A 20,189-nucleotide genomic window follows, 5' to 3' on the forward strand; every position below is an offset into this window, starting at 1 on the left:
TTGATACCTTAGGCTCACATATTGAACCTGATATGACTTCGAAAATTTCTTTAGGACTGATATTATTTAAAGGAATCATTAAATAAAAAGGAGTGAATGTGTTGGCAAAATTGAATAAACTGATGTCTCCCGGTAGAATTGGCAGCATGGAACTTCGAAACAGGATTGTTTTATCGGCAATGGGTACTGAATTAAGCACTGAGGAAGGACTCACCACCGAAAGGGAAATACGCTTTTATGAGGAGCGGGCAAAAGGCGGTGTTGGGTTAATACTTTTGGGATCAGTATCAGTAGGACATCCCAATGGTTGTTGCCTGGAGTATCAATTGGGTATCTCAGATGAAAAGCATGTTCCCGGGTTAAAAGAAATGGTTGACCGGGTACATAAGCATGGTGCCAAAATAGCTCCCCAGCTTCAACATCCAGGCCTAATGTCTAATGCAGATGCAGGAAGGGGTATTCCGATTTTAGTTCCCTCCATGCCGGAACCCAAAGCTGGTGATGTTGGGACAATGAATGATATAACCGCTGCGGAAGGAGCATGCTTCGCAAAGTCGCGTGGCCTTAAGAGAGAATTTAAAGTTGCTACCCAGGAGGATATTAATTGGGTTGTAGAAAAGTTCGCTGAAGCTGCGGAACGGGCTAAACGAATTGGATTTGACGCCATAGAGATTCATGGCGGGCATGGCTATCTAATTGACGGCTTCCTTAATCCGACTACTAATAAGCGGACAGATCAATATGGCGGTTCGCTAGAGAATCGAGCCAGGCTTTTGATGGAGATTATAAGGGCCTGTAAAAAAGCAACCGGACCTGATTTCCCATTGATTTGTAAAATTAATGCATTCACCGCCCATCAGGCATCAGGCATCACTGTTGAGGATGCTATCGCGACGGCAAAGATGGCTCAAGAGGCCGGCGCGGATGCCATTTTTAGCAGTGCATATGGAGGTAACGCTGCCGCTACCGCATGCCAGGACACACATACTCCTAATTTACCATGTAAAACAATTCCCCAAGCCCGCCAAATCAAGGCAGCAATTAAAATTCCGGTTATAGGGGTAGGGCTGATTGAACCCCAGGAGGGCGATAAGCTAATCGCAGAAGGAGCTGTGGACTTCGTTGCTATGGGCCGTCAGCTTCTGGCTGACCCTGAACTTCCAAACAAGGTGAAAGAGGATAGGCTTGAGGATATTCGCCCATGTATAGTTTGCTTTAAATGTATCAGTCAGATATTCTTGAGTTCAGCTGTTAAGTGTGGGGTAAACCCTGTTTGTACTCATGAAGATGAGTTTGAAATTAAAAAGGTATCCAAGCCCAAGCGTGTATTGGTAGTTGGTGGAGGCCCGGCCGGCATGGAGGCGGCAAGAGTTGCCGCACTGCGCGGTCACAAGGTAACTATTTGTGATAAGGAAAAATTCCTTGGAGGCACATTGTTCTTTGCTTCAGTTATGTATATAGCAAACTACAAACTCGTTGAGTACCTGGAAGCACAGCTTAAGAAGCTTAAGGTAGACATCCAACTAGGTGTAGAAGTAACACCTGAGTTCGTTAAGAAGTTTAAACCGGATGTTGTAGTTGTAGCAACCGGTGTTAAGCGGTTCCTGCCGGATATCCTCGGAGTCAAACAAACTCACGTTCTTGACGGTGACGATATGCGCAATATGGTAACGGGTTCCGGTGATGGCGCAGCTGCCAAGACAGACCTTAAAACCAAGTTAATGTTGAAAGCCGGTTCATTGACCGGAATTTCACGTGATCCAAAAAAACTTGCTATGGGAAGTAAAGTCTTTATGCCGCTTGGTAAAAATGTTGTCGTAGTAGGTGGAGGCTTAGTTGGTGTTGAGATGGCCGAATTCCTTACCGAACGCGGGCGCAATGTAACCATTCTTGAGGAGGGATATGTTTTCGGATGGGAGATGTCACTTCTCAGGCGCTGGATTCACTTAAGCCATAATAAAAAGAATGGTGTAAAAAGCTTAGTCTTTTGCAAGGTAACGAGCATTGGCGAGAAGACACTTACTTATATCGATAAAGAAGGCCAGGAGCATACAATTGATGCTGATAATGTGATTATCGCACAGGGGCATACACATAATCTTGAGTTAGCTGAGACGCTCAAGAAACAGGGCTACGAAGTTCATACAGCCGGCGACTGCTCGGGTGATGACTTAATCGAGGGTGCAATGATTGATGGACTTAAAGTAGGTATGGCGATTTAAAGGACAAAAAAATATGGGTAGTTACGTCAAACGAAAGTGAAAGGAGTTACTTAAATGCATAACTCTGACATTCAGGGTCCGGTTAAAATGAGTCCTCGGTCTCGATTGCTGTTAATAATAGGATTGTATTTTTTCATTTCAGCAGCACAACTTTTTGCGTTACAGGTTAGTACAGCTATTGTAAAGATAGTTGATACTATTGGCGGCATAGAGTATTTGAGCGTAGCTTTTACAGCAATCATGATGGGGGCAGCCGTAATGTCACCAATTGCCGGGAAATTAAGTGATTTGTTTGGAAGAAGGCGTGTTTTGTTTATTGGTGTACTTGTTTTGTTTTTGTCAGAGTTGTTAGGCATTTTTGTCCAGAACATTTTTCAGTTTATCGCAATAGCAGGGATTCAGGGAATTGGCGGCGGTTTTGCAATAACAGTGAGCTTGATAGTAATTGCGGATGTTTGCAGTACAGAAGAACGGGCCAAATATATAGGTTATTATGGGTCTTTGATGGCAGGATTAGTAATATTTGGTCCACTTTTAGGAGGAGTTATAGTCGACAATTTTAATTGGAATTGGATATTTGTCACTCTTATGCCTTTTAGCTTGATAGGAGGAATCCTCATATTCAAGTTTATGCCGGATATACCCCGCAGTGAAAACACTAAAATAGATTATCTCGGTTCATTTCTGATAACCGCAGCTATTGTACTGACAGTGTTAATCACTGTGGTGGGAGGCAAACAATATCCCTGGGGTTCGCCGACTATTCTTATTATGTGTGCCCTTGCAGTCATCTCATTTGTATCATTTATCTTAGTAGAGAAGCGTTCCACAAATCCGATTATGTCGATGAGTATTTTTAGTAACTTCACCTTCACATTATGTTTCATTGCTTGTTTTTTGATTATCATGGCAGGAGTGGCAATTTCTTACTATTTCCCGGTATATGTTCAGAAGGTAAGGGGAATGACTCCCACAGATTCGGGAATGTTTTTGGCTTGCAGAGGAGTATTGGCTTTCTTTGTCAGTGCCTTTAATGGATGGGTTATTTCCCGCATTAAAGAGTACCGATGGAATGCTTTAGTGACCGTATTGTTAATGTGTGCAGCTCTTTTTAGTTTCTATATGATGGATGCCCAGACCTCCGTGTTTATGATTATATTGACTATTGTTTTCGTTGGCCTAGCTGGGGCATACAATAATATTTTTCATATTGGTGCACAAATGTCACTGCCTAACAATTTGATAGTACCGGCAATGGGTGCCATGCAGTTAGCAGTTGCTTTTGGCGCAACCCTTGGAAATGTCTTATATGGCTTGTTCTTAAGAACTCCAGATATAGGTGTCGGTATTAAAAATCTTTTTCTATGTTCCTTTGTGATTTCTTTAGTGGTAGTTGTGTGTATTATCGCACTTTTGCTGGATAGAGGTAAGGCACAGAAATCAGCTGTTAGTCATATTAGTAAGTAGCAGTTTAAGCTTAGGGAAAATGTGGGGGAAGTGGTGCCTGCACTTCAGGCAGTATGGCGGTTTGTCCCGGCAGATTCTTCTCCCACATGTTTCACCTGTAAATAGTGGCATATATGGGATGATAGAGTAACCCGCCGGTCTATGACGCTAATTAAGTGGCTGCGGCAAAGTCAAATGAAAGGAGGTGATAATTATGATTATTATCGGAGAGTCACTAAACGCTACGCGGAAGGCTGTGCGGGCAGCAGTAATAGACCACGATGTCGATTTTGTGCAGGCCCTTGCCAAGGAGCAGGTAGCTTGCGGGGCCAACATGCTGGATGTAAATGCTGCGGTAGCGGGCCGCAAAGAGGTTGAAGACCTGCCCTGGCTGGTCCAGGTGGTGCAAGAAGTGGTAGATGTTCCACTGGTATTGGATAGTGCGGACCCTGATGCCCTTATTGCCGCAATTAAAGTTCACCGTGGTCGTCCTATGGTCAATTCCATAAGTGCCGAGAGTGACAAGATTGAGAAGCTGGTCCCGGTAGTGTCCAGGGCTGATTGTTCTGTCATCGTATTATGCATGGATGACGGTGGTATTCCTATCGATGTAGAAGGTCGTTTAAAGGCGGGACGTGCTGCAATTGAACCATTGCTTAAAGCCGGCAAGAAAAAAGAGGACTTGTTTGTAGATCCCCTTGTCATGGCAATTTCGGTGGATGCGAATGCTGCCAGGACTACATTGGAAGTAATCCGGAGCCTGGGTGAAGGTGAATTTGCCGGTGTAAACATTACCGGAGGCTTAAGTAATATTAGTTTTGGGATGCCTGGACGTTCCCTGCTGAATCGGGTGTTTATGACAATGGCAATAAACATGGGACTTAATTCCTGCATTACTGATGTGCGGGACCAGGCGCTGATGTCAACTATTTATGCTTCCCTGAGCTTGTTTGAACAAAGTGCTTGCCGGGATTATATTAAGAAATTCCGTCAAGGTCTTCTGGTAGTTTAATTTATGAAGAAGTCTTGGTTACATATAAAAAAGAAGGAGGGTGACTATGAATATAGCGGAATTAGCAGAAGCGGTTTTAGAATTAGAAGATGATAAGGCGATTGCCATGGTAAAGCAATCAATCGAAGAGGGTATGAATGCTCGTGAAGTTCTAGAGAATGGTGTGTTAGCAGGGTTAAAGGAAATCGGCAAAAGGTTCCAAAACAAAGAATATTTCTTGGCTGAACTCACCATGGGAGCAGATTTGGTTGACCAGTGTATGGCGATTTTAGAGCCTCACCTACCCGTAGCGGAAGGTCCCAAGAGGGGTGTTGTAGTTATAGGTGCGGTTCAAGGCGACCTGCACTCCATCGGATATGGTCTGGTTCAAAAGCAATTGGAGCTGGCCGGTTATGAGGTGCATGAGGTAGGTATTAACTGTCCTTCCATGAAGTTTATTGATAAGGCCAAAGAAGTTAATGCTGACATTATTGGGCTTTCTGCCTTTTTGGTAACCACTATTCCGTACTGTGATGAAGTTATCAACTATTTAAAAGACATGGGTACCCGTGATAAGTACAAGGTAATCATCGGTGGGACAGAGTGTAATCATGAAGTAGCGGCAGCAATGGGTGCCGACGGGTTTGCGCCTGATGCCAGTGAAGCTGTTAAGCTTTGTGATAAATTGCTCGGACATGCTTAATAAAAAAAAATTATCGATGCAACATGAAATCAATTTAGTTGACTGTGAAGTACAAAAATAAATGGAGGTGCGAATATGATACCAACACTAGACTTTCAGGAACGGTCACTTAATGGACCCGTAATGAAAATGGACGAGTTTGACTTAGCGCTTGCTAAAAAGGTACGCGAACTGGTGAAGAAATACGGAATTAAATATAATCCCGAGGAACTTCTCCCTGATGATGCTACCGCAGATGCAGTTTATAAGGCCGGTGTTGAGCTGCTGGCTGATATCGGAGTATTGAACATTGAGACTACTCGAGTTATCAAGTGGACGAGAGAAGAAATTGAGCAGGTATGTAAAGAATATCGTGACAACCCGCCGTCAGTTACCTTTGGTAGAGCGGAAGATGCACATACTGTTGTTTACCGGCCAGAGCAGGATCCTAAAAGGCCGGCATGTTGGGCCTGTGCAGCAGGCGTTATCGGAGAAGACTGGTTCATTCCCTACCTGCAGTCTTTTGCTCAAGAGCCGACAGTTGAAGGTTTTGGCATTGCTGGAGGAATCGCTTCAGTTGGAGGCATGGCACCCAAAGCTGGCTGCCCGAGTGAAATTTCGTGTGGACTTTGGGAGCAGCGGGCAACTACAGAGGCAGTGCGCCGTGCCGGTCGTCCAAACATTCATCTTGGTCTAATTCCTACTGTTAGCACAACAGGTGGTACTTTAGCAGTGATTGGATCCGGCTTGCGTGAGCCTTACAATACCCAGGTAGGTATTCATATTATCCCGGAACAAAAGATTGACTGGACGAGATTTAATTTAGCTGTGGCTATTCAGCAGCGTGGTATAGAACCTTGGACCAGTACAATGTCCTTGCTTGGTGGATTATGCGGTGGTCCTGCAGGTGTTGCAGTAGGTATGATGGCTAACTTCATTGGGCAGTTAAGCTATGCTCATGGTAGACTGGGCAGCTTCTATGTAAACGATATGACCGGACGTGCCAGCAATAGGGAAGCACTCTGGACCTATGCAGCAGCCTTCCGCGCAGTAAACCGTAATATTAAGGTTGCTACCGGTACTTGCTGTTCAGACTCCGCTCCTGTGTTCAGCAGGGAAGAGCATATTATTCGTGGGGTTGCTATGGCAGTAGTAATGACAGCCTGTGGAGGCGGGTACTCCTGGGGTGCTGGTAACAGTGGGAAATCATCACGAATCCACTATGATGTAATGGGCAATGTTGCTCCGATGAGCAGGGATAAAGTTAATGTTGTGCTGAATGCGGTTTCCAAGCAGCTTGAAGAAATGGATGCTGCCGGAGGGACTAAGTTGTTATATAATGATTTAACTTTCCGTAATAATTATGATCTTACGACACTAAAGGCTCTTCCAGTACATCTTGATTCCTGTAAGAAGGCTTGTGAGATTATGGCTGGCTTAGGTGTGCCAATTTCTAATGACCTTGTGATTGATTAAGTGTCAGTTAGATAAAATTAATCCATTTTCGAAGGGAGAACGATTATGTCTAGTGAATTTCCATATTTATTAAGTCCTGCCACGATTGGGCCGGTAGAAATCCGTAACCGTGCGGTCATTTCGGCTCACCATTCAAATTTGGTGGAATGCCGTACCGAAGATATGTTTTCACACGGTAAATTAGGCAAGCGTTATGCCGCTTATGTTGAAGAGCGTGCTAAAGGCGGTATTGGGCTTTTTATTCTTGGTCAGTACATTGCACATCCTACCGGATTATATGAAGTGCCGTTTACAGATTGTCCTGGTTATGATGACCTTTGCTTACCCGGCATGAAGATGGCTGTTGAGGCTTGTCACAAGCATGGCGCCAAGGCCTTTGTTCAATTTGCTCATGCCGGTTTTATGAATGGCGGTGGCCGTGACGGCACTCCCGTATGGTCCGCATCCGAGCTGTCACCTCCTCCTGGAGGCATTGTAAGTTCAGCCATGGCGAAAGAAATGGACAAGGATGACATTGCAGACTTGATTGAGCACTATCGTATGTGCGCCCGTAATGCTAAAGCAGCCGGTGCTAACGGTGTAGAGATTCATGCCGCACATGCATACCTGTTAAACCAATTTTTGACCCCGCTTTATAATAAACGGACAGATGAATATGGCGGAAGCCTTGAGAACCGAATGCGTCTTCCAATGGAAGTTCTTGCCGCTGTACGTGAGGTAATTGGCAAGGATATGGCTCTGGGAATACGTCTTAGCTGTGAAGAATATGCTCAGGGTGGCTTGACAATTCAGGATCATCAGGAAATAGCTAAGGCTTTTGAAGCACAAGGTGTTATTGATTATATTAACGTAAGTCAAGGCTTGATTCCGAACTTTGTTCCGATTGTTGTTCCTTTGTTAACCTTCCCGCATGCAGCTTTTGCATCAAATGCAGGTGCAATTAAAGAAGCTGTTACTAATTTGAAGGTTCTGGCTACCGGTCGTATTATTGACCCGGTAGAAGCAGAGCAGATTTTGGCTGATGGCCATGCAGACGGATGTGTTATGACACGTGCACACCTTGCAGAACCTGAAATTATTAAAAAGACCATGGAAGGCCGTGTTGATGAAATCCGCGGCTGTGTAGGCTGTGGTAATGGATGTACCAACGGTATGGGCGGCGGTATCGGATGTACTCATAACCCTGTTGCCGGTCATGAATTAGATTGGGGTGGAGAACTTGACACCGCAGCTAAGAAGAAGAAAGTAATGGTTATTGGCGGCGGTCTTGCCGGTCTTGAATGTGCATGGGTTGCTCAATCTCGTGGACATGATGTAACCGTATACGAGAAGAGCGGCGAGCTTGGCGGGCAGGCGATCTTGGCACCTCAGCTTCCGGGAAGTGCTGAGCTTGACGGCATCCTTCGCTGGCGGAAGATGATGGTTGACAAGTGTGGTGTTAAAGTAGTTCTTAACACTGAAGTAACTGCTGAAATGGTAGAAAAAGAAGCTCCTGATGCAGTTGTGCTTGCAACCGGTTCCATTCCCCGCCGTGATGGCTTCAGTCCCTACGGGTATAGGGCAGTTATGGGATGGGAAAGCCCCAATGTATTCATACCTGAGGAAATTATCAAAGGTGAAGTTGAGGTTGGCCAAAACGTTGCAGTATATGACCCGCAAGCATTCCATCGTGGTGCTGGAATTGCTGAGAAACTGGCAGAAGAAGGCAAAGATGTTACCTTGATAATGCCTACAGTATTCCCGGCACAAACCAATAGTGCGATGATTTGGCTGGCAATCTTGCCGCGCTTGAACGCTCTGGGAATTAAGATGGTTAATCAAACATTGATTTTAGCTATCAATGGTTCAGAACTTACGACATATCATACACTTCATCAAAAGCCTGGTAAAATGGAAGGCTTTGACACTATTGTTATATCAGGTGTAAATACCGCAAATCGCGGTCTTTTAGAGCAAATCAGAGGCAAAGTTTCTGAGATTCATGTTATTGGTGATTGCAAGACACCGCGCCGTATGGATCATGCTACTTTAGAAGGATATAGGGCAGGTCGCGCGTTATAGAAAAAAATGATACGTTGAGGCTATGTTAATTTATCAGGGCCGGCTTAAATTGGGGCTGGCCCTGATTTAACTACTGGAAATATCAAGGGAGGTGGAGTTATTGGCTAATGATATTTGGGTACTGGTTGAGCATGACCTTGGAGATGTAAACAGCTCAACATTTGAGATGTTGATTGAAGCACGAACTGCTGCCGATCAACTCAAGGTAAATGTTGTAGCTTTGGTTTTAGGTCATGAATTGGCTGATATGACCAAAGCAGTAGCCGGTCATGGTGCAGATATAGTATATTATATCGAACATCCCATGCTTGCTAATTATACGAATGATGCTTACACACAAGTGCTTGTGGGCCTTATCAAAGAAAAAACACCGTTTATGGTATTAATGGCCTCAACAATAAACGGCCGTGACCTGGCCCCTCGTGTAGCAGCACGTTTGGGAGTGGGAATGGCTTCCGATTGTACTATGGTCAAGGTGACTAAAGAAGGAAAAGTAGAGGCAATCAGGTCAACACATAGGGACAAGGTATATACTACGGTTGCTTTAACATCACGTGAGCCGTTAATAGCAACTATACGTCCGGGCGCAATTGGTGTGGGTAAGGCAAATGACTCGCGTCAGGCAGCAGCCGAGTCTATTACAGTAAAAATTGATGAATCGGCAATGCGTACCAAGGTATTGCGAACCGGTAAGGCCGACCCGGCCACACTGGACATAACCGAAGCCGAGATGATAGTAGCCGGCGGCCGCGGTATGGGCAGTGCCCAAAATTGGCACCTGGTAGAAGACCTGGCCAAGGTCTTGGGCGCGTCTGTTGGCGGCACTCGAATGGTAATGGACGAAGGCTGGATGGGTCGTGAACGGTTGATTGGACAAACAGGAAAATCTGTAACCCCGAGATTATATATTGGCTTGGGTATTTCAGGTGCTAAAGAACACATGTTGGGGTTAAAGGAAGCGAAAAACACAGTAGCGATTAACAAGGACAAGGGAGCTGCCATTTTAAAACAAGTAGGCAAAGGAGTAGTAGGTGATGTCCATGAAGTAGTCCCGATCTTGATAAGTAAGATCAAAGAAATTGTTGGTGAAGCAGTTTAGCTTAAAATATATAGATACTGATGGATAACCTCTATCGGTCATAGGGAAGGAGTGGGTGACTCTTTATGATAGCGGGTCGCGAATTTTACTGGCATATCTCAAGCCCATTAAGTATGATAGGTGATGTCAAAACACTGCTATATATCGTGTTTGCGATAAGTGCGTTAATTTTTGGCGCAGGTTTTTACAGGAGGGTAAAACTAATACGGCAGGGCACATCCGGCCCTAGTGTGGGGAATGTACCACAGCGGATTTATACAACGCTGGCCGAACTGTTGAGTCACCGCAGGATATTGCGGGATAAATTTCCTGGAATCATGCACTTGTTAATATTATGGGGATTTTTAGTAATGACCATTGGTACTGCTATAACGGCCTTCCAGGATGATGTATTGGAAAAAATGGGTATAGAAATACTAGTGGGTAATTTCTACCTTTTATTTTCTTTAGCAATGGATTTGGCCGGATTAGTAGTAATTATCGGAGTCTTGATGGCCATGTACCGGCGGTATGTAAAAAAGCCGGAGCGTCTTGAAACCACGATGGATGACAACGTTTCACTAATATTGATACTGGTGATAGTAATAACGGGCTTTTTAACAGAAGGGTTAAGGATAGCGGGTTCACACGACCCATGGGCGATATTCAGCCCGATAGGCTACCTGTTTTCCGTATTCTTTATGTGGTTGCCGGAACAACAAATTGCATCTACAGTAAATTTCTTATGGTGGTTCCACTTACTATTGGCGATGGCATTTATAGCTTACATTCCTTACTCCAAAATGATGCACTTGATAGCGAGCCCAATTAATACATTCATGTGTTCAACGAGAGCAAAAGGCGAACTATCCGCTGCTGATATAGACACACCTGATGCGTTAGGAGCCGGTCCGTTTAACAAAATGGAACGTAAGCAGCTTCTGGACTTATTTTCTTGTACCCAATGCGGTCGTTGTTTAGAGTTTTGTCCGGCTTACATCAGCGGCCAACCGCTGGCGCCCCGGAAACTGATTTTAGACCTGAAATCCGGTATACTGGGTCAATGTACTGACAACCCAGTGGCAGATGCCGCCGGCCGAGACGCAATCTGGTCGTGTACCACCTGCCGCGCATGCCAGGAGCACTGTCCGGTATATATTCAGCACATAGACAAGGTAGTGGAGGCCAGAAGGTACATACTGGAAAGCGAAGGCGCCTCCCCGTCACTGAGCAAGGCACTGGAAGGCTTGACATTATTGGGTTCACCAGAGATGATGGCACCAACCGAACGCTTAGCAGTCATGCAGCGATATGAACTTCCGGTCATGGAGCCTGGGTCAAATACCGATGTAGCCTTGTGGATAGGCTGTGCGGGAGTAAGTGACCAACTGGCGCAGGACACCACAAAGGCACTGATAAAAATATTAAAGGCTGCAGGTATAAATGCCGCTGTTTTAGGTACAGCGGAGAAATGCTGCGGTGACCCTGCGCGACGTACAGGCGAGGAAGGCCTCTTCCAGAAGCTGGCGCGGGAAAACATCGAAGGTATGCGGAAACTGGGTGTAAAGAAAGTTTTGACCTGCTGTCCGCATTGCTATAACACCCTCAAGAATGAATACCCGCAGTTTGGCGCAGATTTCGAAGTAATACATCATACCGAGTTTATTTCAGATTTGCTGAAGAACAACCGTATAGAACTGACTAGACCAACAGACCAGATATTGACATATCATGACCCCTGTTACCTGGGCCGTTATAACGATACATATGACGCGCCGCGAGAGATTTTACAACAGAGCACGACTGCAGAATACCGTGAATTGTCGCGCTGCCGAGATAAAGCGGTATGCTGTGGCGGCGGCGGCGGGCAGATGTACCTGGAGTCAGCAGCCGGCACACGGATCAACCGGGTTCGTTTTCAAGAAGTAGAAGAGAATTCAGCAGAGGTGATAGCAACAGCTTGTCCATTCTGTAAGACAATGATGGATGATGCAGCCAAATTTAATCCTGACGGTCCGCGGGTGCGCGTGAAGGACATTGCTGAGGTAGTAAGCGAGGCCTTATGATAGGAACGGAGGTGTAGGATATGAGTCCATTGAACATAATGGTATGTGTGAAGCAGGTGCTTGATACACGGTTATCATTAGCAGTAAACGAATCCGGAGTAGCGCAGAAAGAACCCTGGCCGGTATATACACTCAATCCTGCCGATCGTTGCGCATTGGATGAAGCCATTCGATTGCGTGATGAAGCAGGCAGCGGTACTGTAACAGCAGTGACCATAGGTTCGGCAAGAGCAGAGGCAGCACTTGCCCAATGCCTGGCCAGAGGGGCAGATAAGGCAGTACATGTTTTGCTGGAAAAAGAAACCCTAGATTCGTTCTCGGTTGCGCGTGTGTTAAGTGATATTGCAAAGAAGCACAACTATGATTTGATACTGTGCGGCAACAAAACAGAGGATGACGGCTCATCGGAAGTGGGAAGCGTAATGGCAGAGATGCTTGATATCCCGCAGGTGACAAATGTGATAAATTTGACTATTAACGGTAATAAGTTAGAAGCAGAACGCAAGCTGGAGCGAGGTTACCGGCAAGTCCTGGAATCAAGCATGCCGGCGGTGATAACGGTAGACACCTCAATCTGCCAGCCCCGCTATGTAACAATACGTGCCAGCAGTTATAAGGCTAAGACAATATCGCGTGATGTGGAACGCATAAACCTAACGGATGAGAGCCTGCTTAATTATGCTTCAGAGCTGCGCAGCGTGGTAGGTATTTCGCCGCCTAAGCCGCGGCCCAAGAAGATTGCCATGGACACCGGGGCATCTGCTGCGGACAAAATGGCCATGCTGATGGGTCTAGGCGGACCACCGAAGAAGGCGGCAGCACAAAAAAGTTCAGGCGGGCCTGAGAGTGCTGCAGATGAAATTATTGAATTTCTCAAGGAGAAACGCTTACTTGGTTGATAACTGCTTGGTGCAGCGGCGTTGAAAATATCCGAAGGAATGAAACAAAATGGCTTCATATGAAAATATTCAGTTAAAATATTTGTTCCTGAACTTAAAGGTTAAAACCGGCTCAATAGCTAAAGAGGTTACGGACCCCCAGTATGTTAGTCATACACAGAAAAAACACGCCAAGGATGCCATTGTCTGGTTACTATCCAAAATGCCTCATTCTACGGAGGAAGTAGCTGATCATTTTGGAATGTCCAATGAATTAGCCAAACATTTGCTTGATGAGCTTATCAGCGGAGATATGGTTGATAAGGCAAAAGGGTACCCTACTAGGTATAAAATTGCGGGACAAATGGCTAAAAATATTGCTGGGCTTCACCAACAACGATTATGAAGAAGCATAGATTCGTATTCGGCAAGGGGGTTCCTGTAAGCAGTGAAAACTTATGGGTATACTCCTTTTTTTCTTGAAGAATTAATTTGGATTAGTGTATAATTACGGTATTACACCCATTTCATGGTCCCCGGAAGTTGGAATGAAAAGAGGTGAATTTATGAATCAGCCTGATGCCAAACATATGGAAAATGTAAAACAGCTTGGAGAAAAAATTGCCAGAGCTTATGTGGATGGCCTGAAAGAAATCGGTGGTGATGTTACAAAAAGTTGGGTCTGTGGAGCCGTTTGCGGAGGAGGCTGCAGTGCCGGCTGTGGAGGTGGATGTGTCGGCGGGTGTGCCGCTGATGGTCCAATTCCGGTAGGTGACGTATATGCTGCCGGTGGAGCCGGTGGAGCTTCAGGAGGAGTTGCAACCGGGGTTGCAGAAGGTTATTAGCATTAAAGTCAGATTACTTATTAATCTAAAAGAACCAAATTAATCTATAAGAACTAAAGGAAGATGTCATTTGAAAAAAATACTTCGGGGACTTCATTTTCAAAGTGTGAGTGGTATGGATTACTACTATGATGATTGTTCAGGGATGGTTTTTCCATGTCCAGGCGGCTTGAAAAATACTCTTCTGAATCAAGATGCAGACAGCCTTGACCGATTAGAAAAAACTCCGCCTGAACAGTTGGAATATTGGGAACGTTTTATTCAAGAACGGCACCACAAATATGGAGCCTTTTGGGCCCCGGGGTCATTTCCGCAAATACCCTCTAAGCCTGATCCCGATGTTTTAGCTGAGACCACGGCCCGGAATGGATTTCGCCAGCTTATATTGACGGTTACAGGAACTTGTAATCTGCAGTGCCGTTATTGCATCAATTCTATGATTTACCCCTATTCGGAAACAATGCCTTCGGAAACAATGTCACTACAGGTTGCCAAAAAGGCTGTTGATTATTACTTGGATAACATTGCCAGGATTCGCCGTAGCGATCCTTGCAGAACCGCGGTTATAACTTTTTACGGCGGGGAACCTTTGCTGCAATTCCCTTTGATAGAAGAAGTAGTCCGGTATATCCGTGAAAAAAAAGTTGCCAATGTACTGTTCACCATCAGTACCAATGGCCTTTTATTGGATGATAAGGTGACAGATTTCTTTGTTGCTAATAATTTTGCCGTCTGGGTGAGCCTCGACGGCCCTGAGCAGCAGCATGACCGCAATCGTACCACTCCCGGAGGCAAGGGCAGTTTCTCTGACGTATTCGCCAATATTAAACGTTTTTGGCAAAGGCACTCTGACTATCCGCTATTGGGTTTCCTGGTTACGTATGACTGGCGAAGCGATATTAGTGAGTTATGGCAGTTTTTTAAAAGCCATCAGGAGTTCAAAAAGTCTTTATTTATGTTTAATCCTGTCGGTTCACATTTTACCGATTATTATAAACAATTTTCCCAACAGGAAAGAAATGCGTTTTTTGAAAGTGTGGCAACAATCAGGAAAAATCTGTATGCACCTTTAACAGATGATGATAATGACCCATTGATAAATTTTTTTATTTTGTCACCATACCGGTTACACTTAATGCGAAAAATTTTGGGTTTACCCGGCAGGCCTGAAATACCAGGAACCGGTACTTGTCTGCCCGGAGAAAAAATTTGTGTGCTCCCGGATGGAAGGCTTCAGCCATGTGAAAGGGTGCCGGGACTGGCCAATATCGGTACAGTGGAAACCGGACTTAACTATAAAGTTATTGCTGAACTAATTAATATGTATAACCGAAACATTACGACCCAGTGCAGTGGATGCAGGATTATGCAGCTGTGCAAAACCTGTTTCTCACACTTCTGGTCCGGAAAAGACTTTTGCAAACCTACCCCGTCTTTTTGTGAAAATCAAGTCCAATGGACTGGAGAATTATTGAGTGAGATTTACAGTCTCCTGGAAGAAGTCCCAGGGTATTATGAAGAAGTAATGAAAATATATCAGCGGCGATACAGCCAAATGTTATCCCTTAATTTTTGATATATCCTGTGGGAGGGGATTAATTTGACCAAAAGAAAAAGATATTTCCGCTTATTTCCTGAAGTTATTTATGTTCCCGGAGTTGTAGGTAGCGCATTATACTTGCTTTTACAGCAAAAGGTGTTTGCTCTTGATTTGCTGCGCAGTCAGATACTGGCATATACGGAACAAAATTACTCACTTGAGCAGGCTGCAAACCAAATAGGACTTTCTTTACCGGAAACAGAAAAATTTCTGGATGCATTAAATAACCTGGGAGCAGGCTGTTTTCTGGAACAGCCTTGTTTTGTGGAAAAAATCCGGCCTTTTAATCCGGTTGAAGATATTACTTTTTTTCGTCCGGCGCCAAAAATAAATATCCTGCATATTAACCTGACATCACAATGCAGCCAGGACTGTATATTTTGCGAGCCCGGCAAGTTTACCCCCCGGCTGCAGCCCTGTCTCGGGTGTCGGCGGGAATTGGCAGGACGGGAACAGATACTGCCGTTCCATTACATAAAAAAGGCCTTGGAAGAAACAGCTTTATTAGGCTGTCATTCTATAGTCTTCCATGCCGGTGACCCCCATATTACAGAGGAATTGCTTTCGGACACAATTCTAAATGCTTGCAAATTAAATTATAATATGTTTGAACTTATTACCGGTACCCCGTTGGCAAAGGGGCTTATTAAACAACTGACAAAAATGAAAATCACTCCTGTTTTTCAGATTTTCTCTGACCAGGAAGCGGTTCATGACCACATCAGCGGTAAAAAAGGTAATTGGGCACAACTTATGCAAAATATTTTTTTCCTGAAGAAAAACGATTATCCCTTTAAACTGGTGTACTTGTTTGCCGGGGAAGACCCTGACCCCTACAGAGTACTCGCCAATTTAAATAAACTTGGACCCGAAGCCGTTTACAGTGACAGGCTTCTCAAAAACTCCCCTCCTGTTAAGGATTTTATTTATGGAGAAAATTACCTCACCCCGCCTGATATTGGCAGATATATTTCCAAACAAAAAAACCATACTTGCCTGCACGGCAAGCTGGCCCTTAATTGGGATGGCAAATATTATCCCTGTCCCGCATTTCTGGGACATGAACTGGGGCATGTACGGGAAACTACTGTTCAGGAAATATTTGCAGAGAAAAAAAATTTACAGTACTGGCAGAGCAATAATGAACAAGAGACTTGCTTCAAATGCGAGTTTCGCTTTGCCTGCCACAGGTGTGAAGCCTTGTTTTTACAGTGTGAGGATAAGACATTAATTTGTGGTAATAATGCAATGCTTATAGCAAACCGCGCCTAAAAGCTTCAGCTACTGCTTGAGTTCGGTTAGTTGCCCCCATTTTCTCAACTATATCCTGGGTTTTTCTCTTTACTGAACTTTCACTTATATAAAGTGTTTGAGCGATATCCTGGACCTTGGCGCCATCGGAAATTAATTTCAGCATTCTAAATTCCTGTTCTGATAAACCAGTGCCGGCTAATGCCCAAGCCTGATGTGCAACTTCAAGCTGTTTAAAGGCTTTGCCTGCTAATGAAGGTGAAAGCCTGTGTTCTCCACTGTGGACAGCTCGGATGGTATCAGCTAATATTTGAGGTGATGCGCTCTTGAGCAGGTAACCATGTACACAAGCCCGTGCAGCTTGATTCAGATAAGTTTCGTCATCGTAAGAAGTTAATATAATGATTTTACAATTTGGATGAGTCCGCTTCAACTGCAGGGCTATGTCCAAACCACTCCGACCGGCGGCTAGTCTAATATCCAACAGAATAACATCTGGTTGAACGGCATCCACTGACTGGATTACTTTTGGTCCCCCGTCGGAGTCGCCAACTACTTGGATATCCCGGTACTTAGAAAGTAATCTGTGTAAGCCCTGACGCACAACCGGATGATCATCAACCAACAAAACACGTATTTTGGCCATATAATTTTCCCTCCTGTTAATATCTATATTAACTTTCGGTAAAAGTGCTAAAAAATAGTTGCCCTGCCGAATTCAGTCAGAGCAGGGCGAGGAGATAATCTTTAAATTTATCACCAAATTAATTCTATCATCTGCTGATTGGGTAGTTAACAATAATTCCGGGAATGGTAAAGATATGGAGACAAGCGGTCGGAAATGACCACCGAAATGCAAAAACATAATGAAGGAACTCTTGTATTAATCTAGAATATTTAGTGCGTAGATGAAGTTAAGGATGTGGGTTAACATTCATGAAGGTTAAACACTTATTAATCGCTATTTTAATTGTAGTTGTCACTGGGCTTGCAGTTATTGTTTATACTAGGGACGGCGGTAGTGAGAATACGGACGGTCCCCGGTTTCTATTTGAAATAAACGCTAAAGATGGAGGAACCGGTCTCAAAGAACCGGTATATGCCGCAACAGATAATCAAGACCGTATCTTAGTTGCTGACAGCGGCAACCACAGGGTGGCGGTGTTTACCTCAAAAGGCCAGTTTTTATACGAAATTGGCGGGACTGGGTCTTCAAAACCTCTTTCTTATCCTTATGGAATTGGATTTCTGGGATCCCGGGTTCTTGTTGCTGACCCCGGTGCAGGGTCTATGTATGAATATTCTGGGTCAGGAGACTATAAAAAAACGTGGATTACTCCTGAACAGGGTATCAGGCCTGCTCAGATTTTTGTTACATCACATAGTGACGTATATGTAACTGATATGGCCGGCAAGCAAATACTGGTATTTGACAAAGACAGCAGTTTAATTAAAACTATCAAGTCACAGCAGGTTCCCCTGGGGTCTCCCCACGGCCTGGCTGTAACCGGTGATGGATTTATTTGGGTTGCTGACGGGGGTAACTATAATGTTAAACTGCTGAGCCCCACAGGAGAAACCAAAAAGGTTTTTGACGGCGGGCCCGTGCAGGCATTGAGTATGGCCAAAGGACTGGCAGTTGATTCAAAAGACAGAATTTATGTTGCGGATACTTTATCAAATTTGATTAGGGTATTTGATGAAGATGGAAACATCATTACGGCTTTCGGAACTGCTTCGGATAAGAAGGCTTCTTTCAGCTTGCCGGTAGGGATATTTATTGATAATAATGACAGAATATATATCGCTGATCAGGGCAATAACAGGATTCAGGTGTGGAGTTATTGATTTAAAATAAAGCGGCTGATATAAAATGGGGTGGAATAATTTGGTTTCAAGACACAGGAGACGAATTGAATTTAAAAAAAGCAGTACCGATCTAAGCATTATAGCCCTCGGAGGTGTCGGGGAAATAGGGAAAAACATGATGGTTTTTGAATATGGTGATGATATTATAGTTGTTGATGCGGGTGTTTGTTTTCCGGGTGAGGAATTGTATGGAATAGACTTGGTTATCCAGGACATTAGGTATCTTGTGGAAAATAAGGAGCGGGTAAGGGGAATTTTTATTACTCATGGTCATGAAGACCACATAGGTGCACTGCCGTATGTCCTTAAAGATATTAATGTACCTATATATGCTACCAGGCTTACCATTGGTTTGATTAAGAAGAAACTGACAGAACATGGTATGGCTAAAGATGCAAACTTAATTGAAATACATCCCGATGATATTATTAGTGCAGGGGTTTTTAATGTTGAATTTTTCCGGGTTAATCACAGTATTCCTGACGGGATTGGTCTGGCAATTGATACCCCTGAAGGACTTGTGGTGCATTCCGGAGACTTTAAACTGGACCATACACCAATTGATGGCAAGATTACCGAACTGGATAAATTAGCTTCATATGGAGCAAGGGGGGTACTGGTACTAATTTGTGACAGTACCGGAGTGGAAAACGAAGGCTTTACACCTTCTGAAAAGGTAGTCGGAGAAACATTTGCGAAGGAGTTTGAGAGGGCCGAAGGACGGATTATCATAGCAACATTTGCTTCAAATGTACACAGGATTCAACAGGTGCTCAATGCCGCAATGGAACATGACCGTAAGGTTGCCGTAGTGGGCAGGAGCATGGTAAATGTGGTTGAGGCGGCCAGGGAACTGGGTTATTTGTCCTGTTCCGATTCAGTTATGATTGATATTGATGAAATAAACAAACATGCCCCGCATCAATTAGTTATCATAACAACAGGCAGCCAAGGGGAACCTATGGCGGCCCTGACGCGAATTGCCGAAGGAAGTCACAGGCAGATTTCACTCGAACCTGGGGATACGGTAATTTTATCGGCAACCCCTATTCCAGGTAATGCCAGGTATGTGTACCGGACAATTAACAAACTTTTCAAAGGTGGTGCACGTGTTGTCTACAGGGATATTGCTTCAGTACATGTGTCCGGACACGCTGCCAGGGAAGAGATTATGACTTTGATAAATATGGTTAAACCCAAATATGCTATGCCCTTTCATGGAGAATACAGGCATTTGATAAAGTTTAAAAAAACTGCTTTTGAACTGGGGATTCCTGTGGAAAATATTATTATCACCGCTATTGGGGAGAGAAATGTTTTTCGTCAAGGTAGATTCAGCATGCAGGGCAAGGTCCAATCCGGCAGCATAATGGTTGATGGACTTGGAATAGGTGATGTCGGCAACATCGTTTTGCGTGACAGGAAGCTTTTAGCCGAAGATGGAGTTGTGGTTGCCGTGCTCACTATTGATAAGAGCACCGGGGCTTTATTATCAGGTCCGGACATAGTGTCACGCGGCTTTATATATGTCCGCGAGTCAGAGGAACTGATGGCCAAGATGAGGCATGAGCTGAACCTTACAGTAAAAAATTGCACCAAAACAAATATCAGGGAATGGGCCAAAATTAAAGAACAGGTCCGTAAGACATTAAGTAATGTAATGTATTCCGAAACAAAAAGGAAACCCATTATTTTGCCGATAATAATGGAAGTCTAAAAAGCCG

At 44.4% G+C, this 20,189-nt stretch carries 16 protein-coding genes; 15 read left to right on the forward strand and 1 reads right to left on the reverse strand.

Going from position 1 to position 20,189, the window contains the following annotated elements:
• Positions 1-101 precede the first annotated feature (101 nt).
• From ABFY19_RS04145 to ABFY19_RS04205, 13 genes are all read left to right on the forward strand, one after another.
• Positions 102-2,222, forward strand: a complete 2,121-nt coding sequence (locus ABFY19_RS04145) for an FAD-dependent oxidoreductase (RefSeq protein ID WP_418791981.1) — start codon at positions 102-104, stop codon at positions 2,220-2,222.
• Between the two features lie 54 nt (positions 2,223-2,276).
• Positions 2,277-3,689 carry an MFS transporter gene (locus ABFY19_RS04150; RefSeq protein WP_418791982.1) on the forward strand — a complete coding sequence of 471 codons (1,413 nt, stop codon included), beginning with the start codon at positions 2,277-2,279 and terminating at the stop codon, positions 3,687-3,689.
• 193 nt (positions 3,690-3,882) lie between these two features.
• Positions 3,883-4,680 (forward strand): dihydropteroate synthase, encoded by a 798-nt coding sequence (locus tag ABFY19_RS04155; RefSeq protein ID WP_418791983.1) that lies wholly within the window; start codon positions 3,883-3,885, stop codon positions 4,678-4,680.
• A 46-nt stretch (positions 4,681-4,726) separates the two neighbouring features.
• Complete coding sequence (locus ABFY19_RS04160; RefSeq protein WP_418791602.1) at positions 4,727-5,362, forward strand: cobalamin B12-binding domain-containing protein; 636 nt, start codon at positions 4,727-4,729, stop codon at positions 5,360-5,362.
• Positions 5,363-5,437: 75 nt separating this feature from the next.
• Positions 5,438-6,817, forward strand: a complete 1,380-nt coding sequence (locus ABFY19_RS04165; protein WP_418791984.1) for a monomethylamine:corrinoid methyltransferase — start codon at positions 5,438-5,440, stop codon at positions 6,815-6,817.
• Between the two features lie 45 nt (positions 6,818-6,862).
• Positions 6,863-8,878 (forward strand): FAD-dependent oxidoreductase, encoded by a 2,016-nt coding sequence (locus ABFY19_RS04170; protein ID WP_418791985.1) that lies wholly within the window; start codon positions 6,863-6,865, stop codon positions 8,876-8,878.
• A gap of 100 nt (positions 8,879-8,978) precedes the next feature.
• Positions 8,979-9,977, forward strand: a complete 999-nt coding sequence (locus ABFY19_RS04175; RefSeq protein ID WP_418791986.1) for an electron transfer flavoprotein subunit alpha/FixB family protein — start codon at positions 8,979-8,981, stop codon at positions 9,975-9,977.
• 65 nt (positions 9,978-10,042) lie between these two features.
• Positions 10,043-12,022: a heterodisulfide reductase-related iron-sulfur binding cluster gene (locus ABFY19_RS04180; protein WP_418791596.1), complete on the forward strand. Its 1,980-nt coding sequence runs from the start codon at positions 10,043-10,045 to the stop codon at positions 12,020-12,022.
• 20 nt (positions 12,023-12,042) lie between these two features.
• Entirely contained in the window at positions 12,043-12,921 is an 879-nt protein-coding gene (locus ABFY19_RS04185; protein ID WP_418791597.1) for an electron transfer flavoprotein subunit beta/FixA family protein, read from the forward strand.
• 49 nt (positions 12,922-12,970) lie between these two features.
• A complete protein-coding gene (locus ABFY19_RS04190) occupies positions 12,971-13,306 on the forward strand; it encodes a hypothetical protein (RefSeq protein ID WP_418791988.1) in 336 nt (111 codons plus the stop codon).
• A gap of 142 nt (positions 13,307-13,448) precedes the next feature.
• Positions 13,449-13,745 (forward strand): hypothetical protein, encoded by a 297-nt coding sequence (locus tag ABFY19_RS04195; protein ID WP_418791989.1) that lies wholly within the window; start codon positions 13,449-13,451, stop codon positions 13,743-13,745.
• Between the two features lie 70 nt (positions 13,746-13,815).
• Positions 13,816-15,321 carry a radical SAM protein gene (locus tag ABFY19_RS04200; protein WP_418791990.1) on the forward strand — a complete coding sequence of 502 codons (1,506 nt, stop codon included), beginning with the start codon at positions 13,816-13,818 and terminating at the stop codon, positions 15,319-15,321.
• A 24-nt stretch (positions 15,322-15,345) separates the two neighbouring features.
• A complete protein-coding gene (locus ABFY19_RS04205) occupies positions 15,346-16,617 on the forward strand; it encodes an SPASM domain-containing protein (protein WP_418791991.1) in 1,272 nt (423 codons plus the stop codon).
• On the opposite strand, the gene ABFY19_RS04210 is transcribed toward ABFY19_RS04205, so the two are convergent.
• Positions 16,598-17,242: a response regulator transcription factor gene (locus ABFY19_RS04210; RefSeq protein WP_418791993.1), complete on the reverse strand. Its 645-nt coding sequence runs from the start codon at positions 17,240-17,242 to the stop codon at positions 16,598-16,600. The genes ABFY19_RS04205 and ABFY19_RS04210 overlap by 20 nt on opposite strands.
• A 290-nt stretch (positions 17,243-17,532) precedes the next feature.
• Here ABFY19_RS04210 and ABFY19_RS04215 point away from each other — a divergent pair, with 290 nt between their 5' ends.
• Positions 17,533-18,444 (forward strand): hypothetical protein, encoded by a 912-nt coding sequence (locus tag ABFY19_RS04215; RefSeq protein WP_418791994.1) that lies wholly within the window; start codon positions 17,533-17,535, stop codon positions 18,442-18,444.
• 25 nt (positions 18,445-18,469) lie between these two features.
• Complete coding sequence (locus ABFY19_RS04220) at positions 18,470-20,182, forward strand: ribonuclease J (RefSeq protein ID WP_418791995.1); 1,713 nt, start codon at positions 18,470-18,472, stop codon at positions 20,180-20,182.
• Positions 20,183-20,189 lie beyond the last annotated feature (7 nt).

Origin of the sequence: Phosphitispora sp. TUW77 (assembly GCF_048453025.1) — a bacterium.
GTDB lineage: Bacteria > Bacillota > Thermincolia > Thermincolales > UBA2595 > Phosphitispora.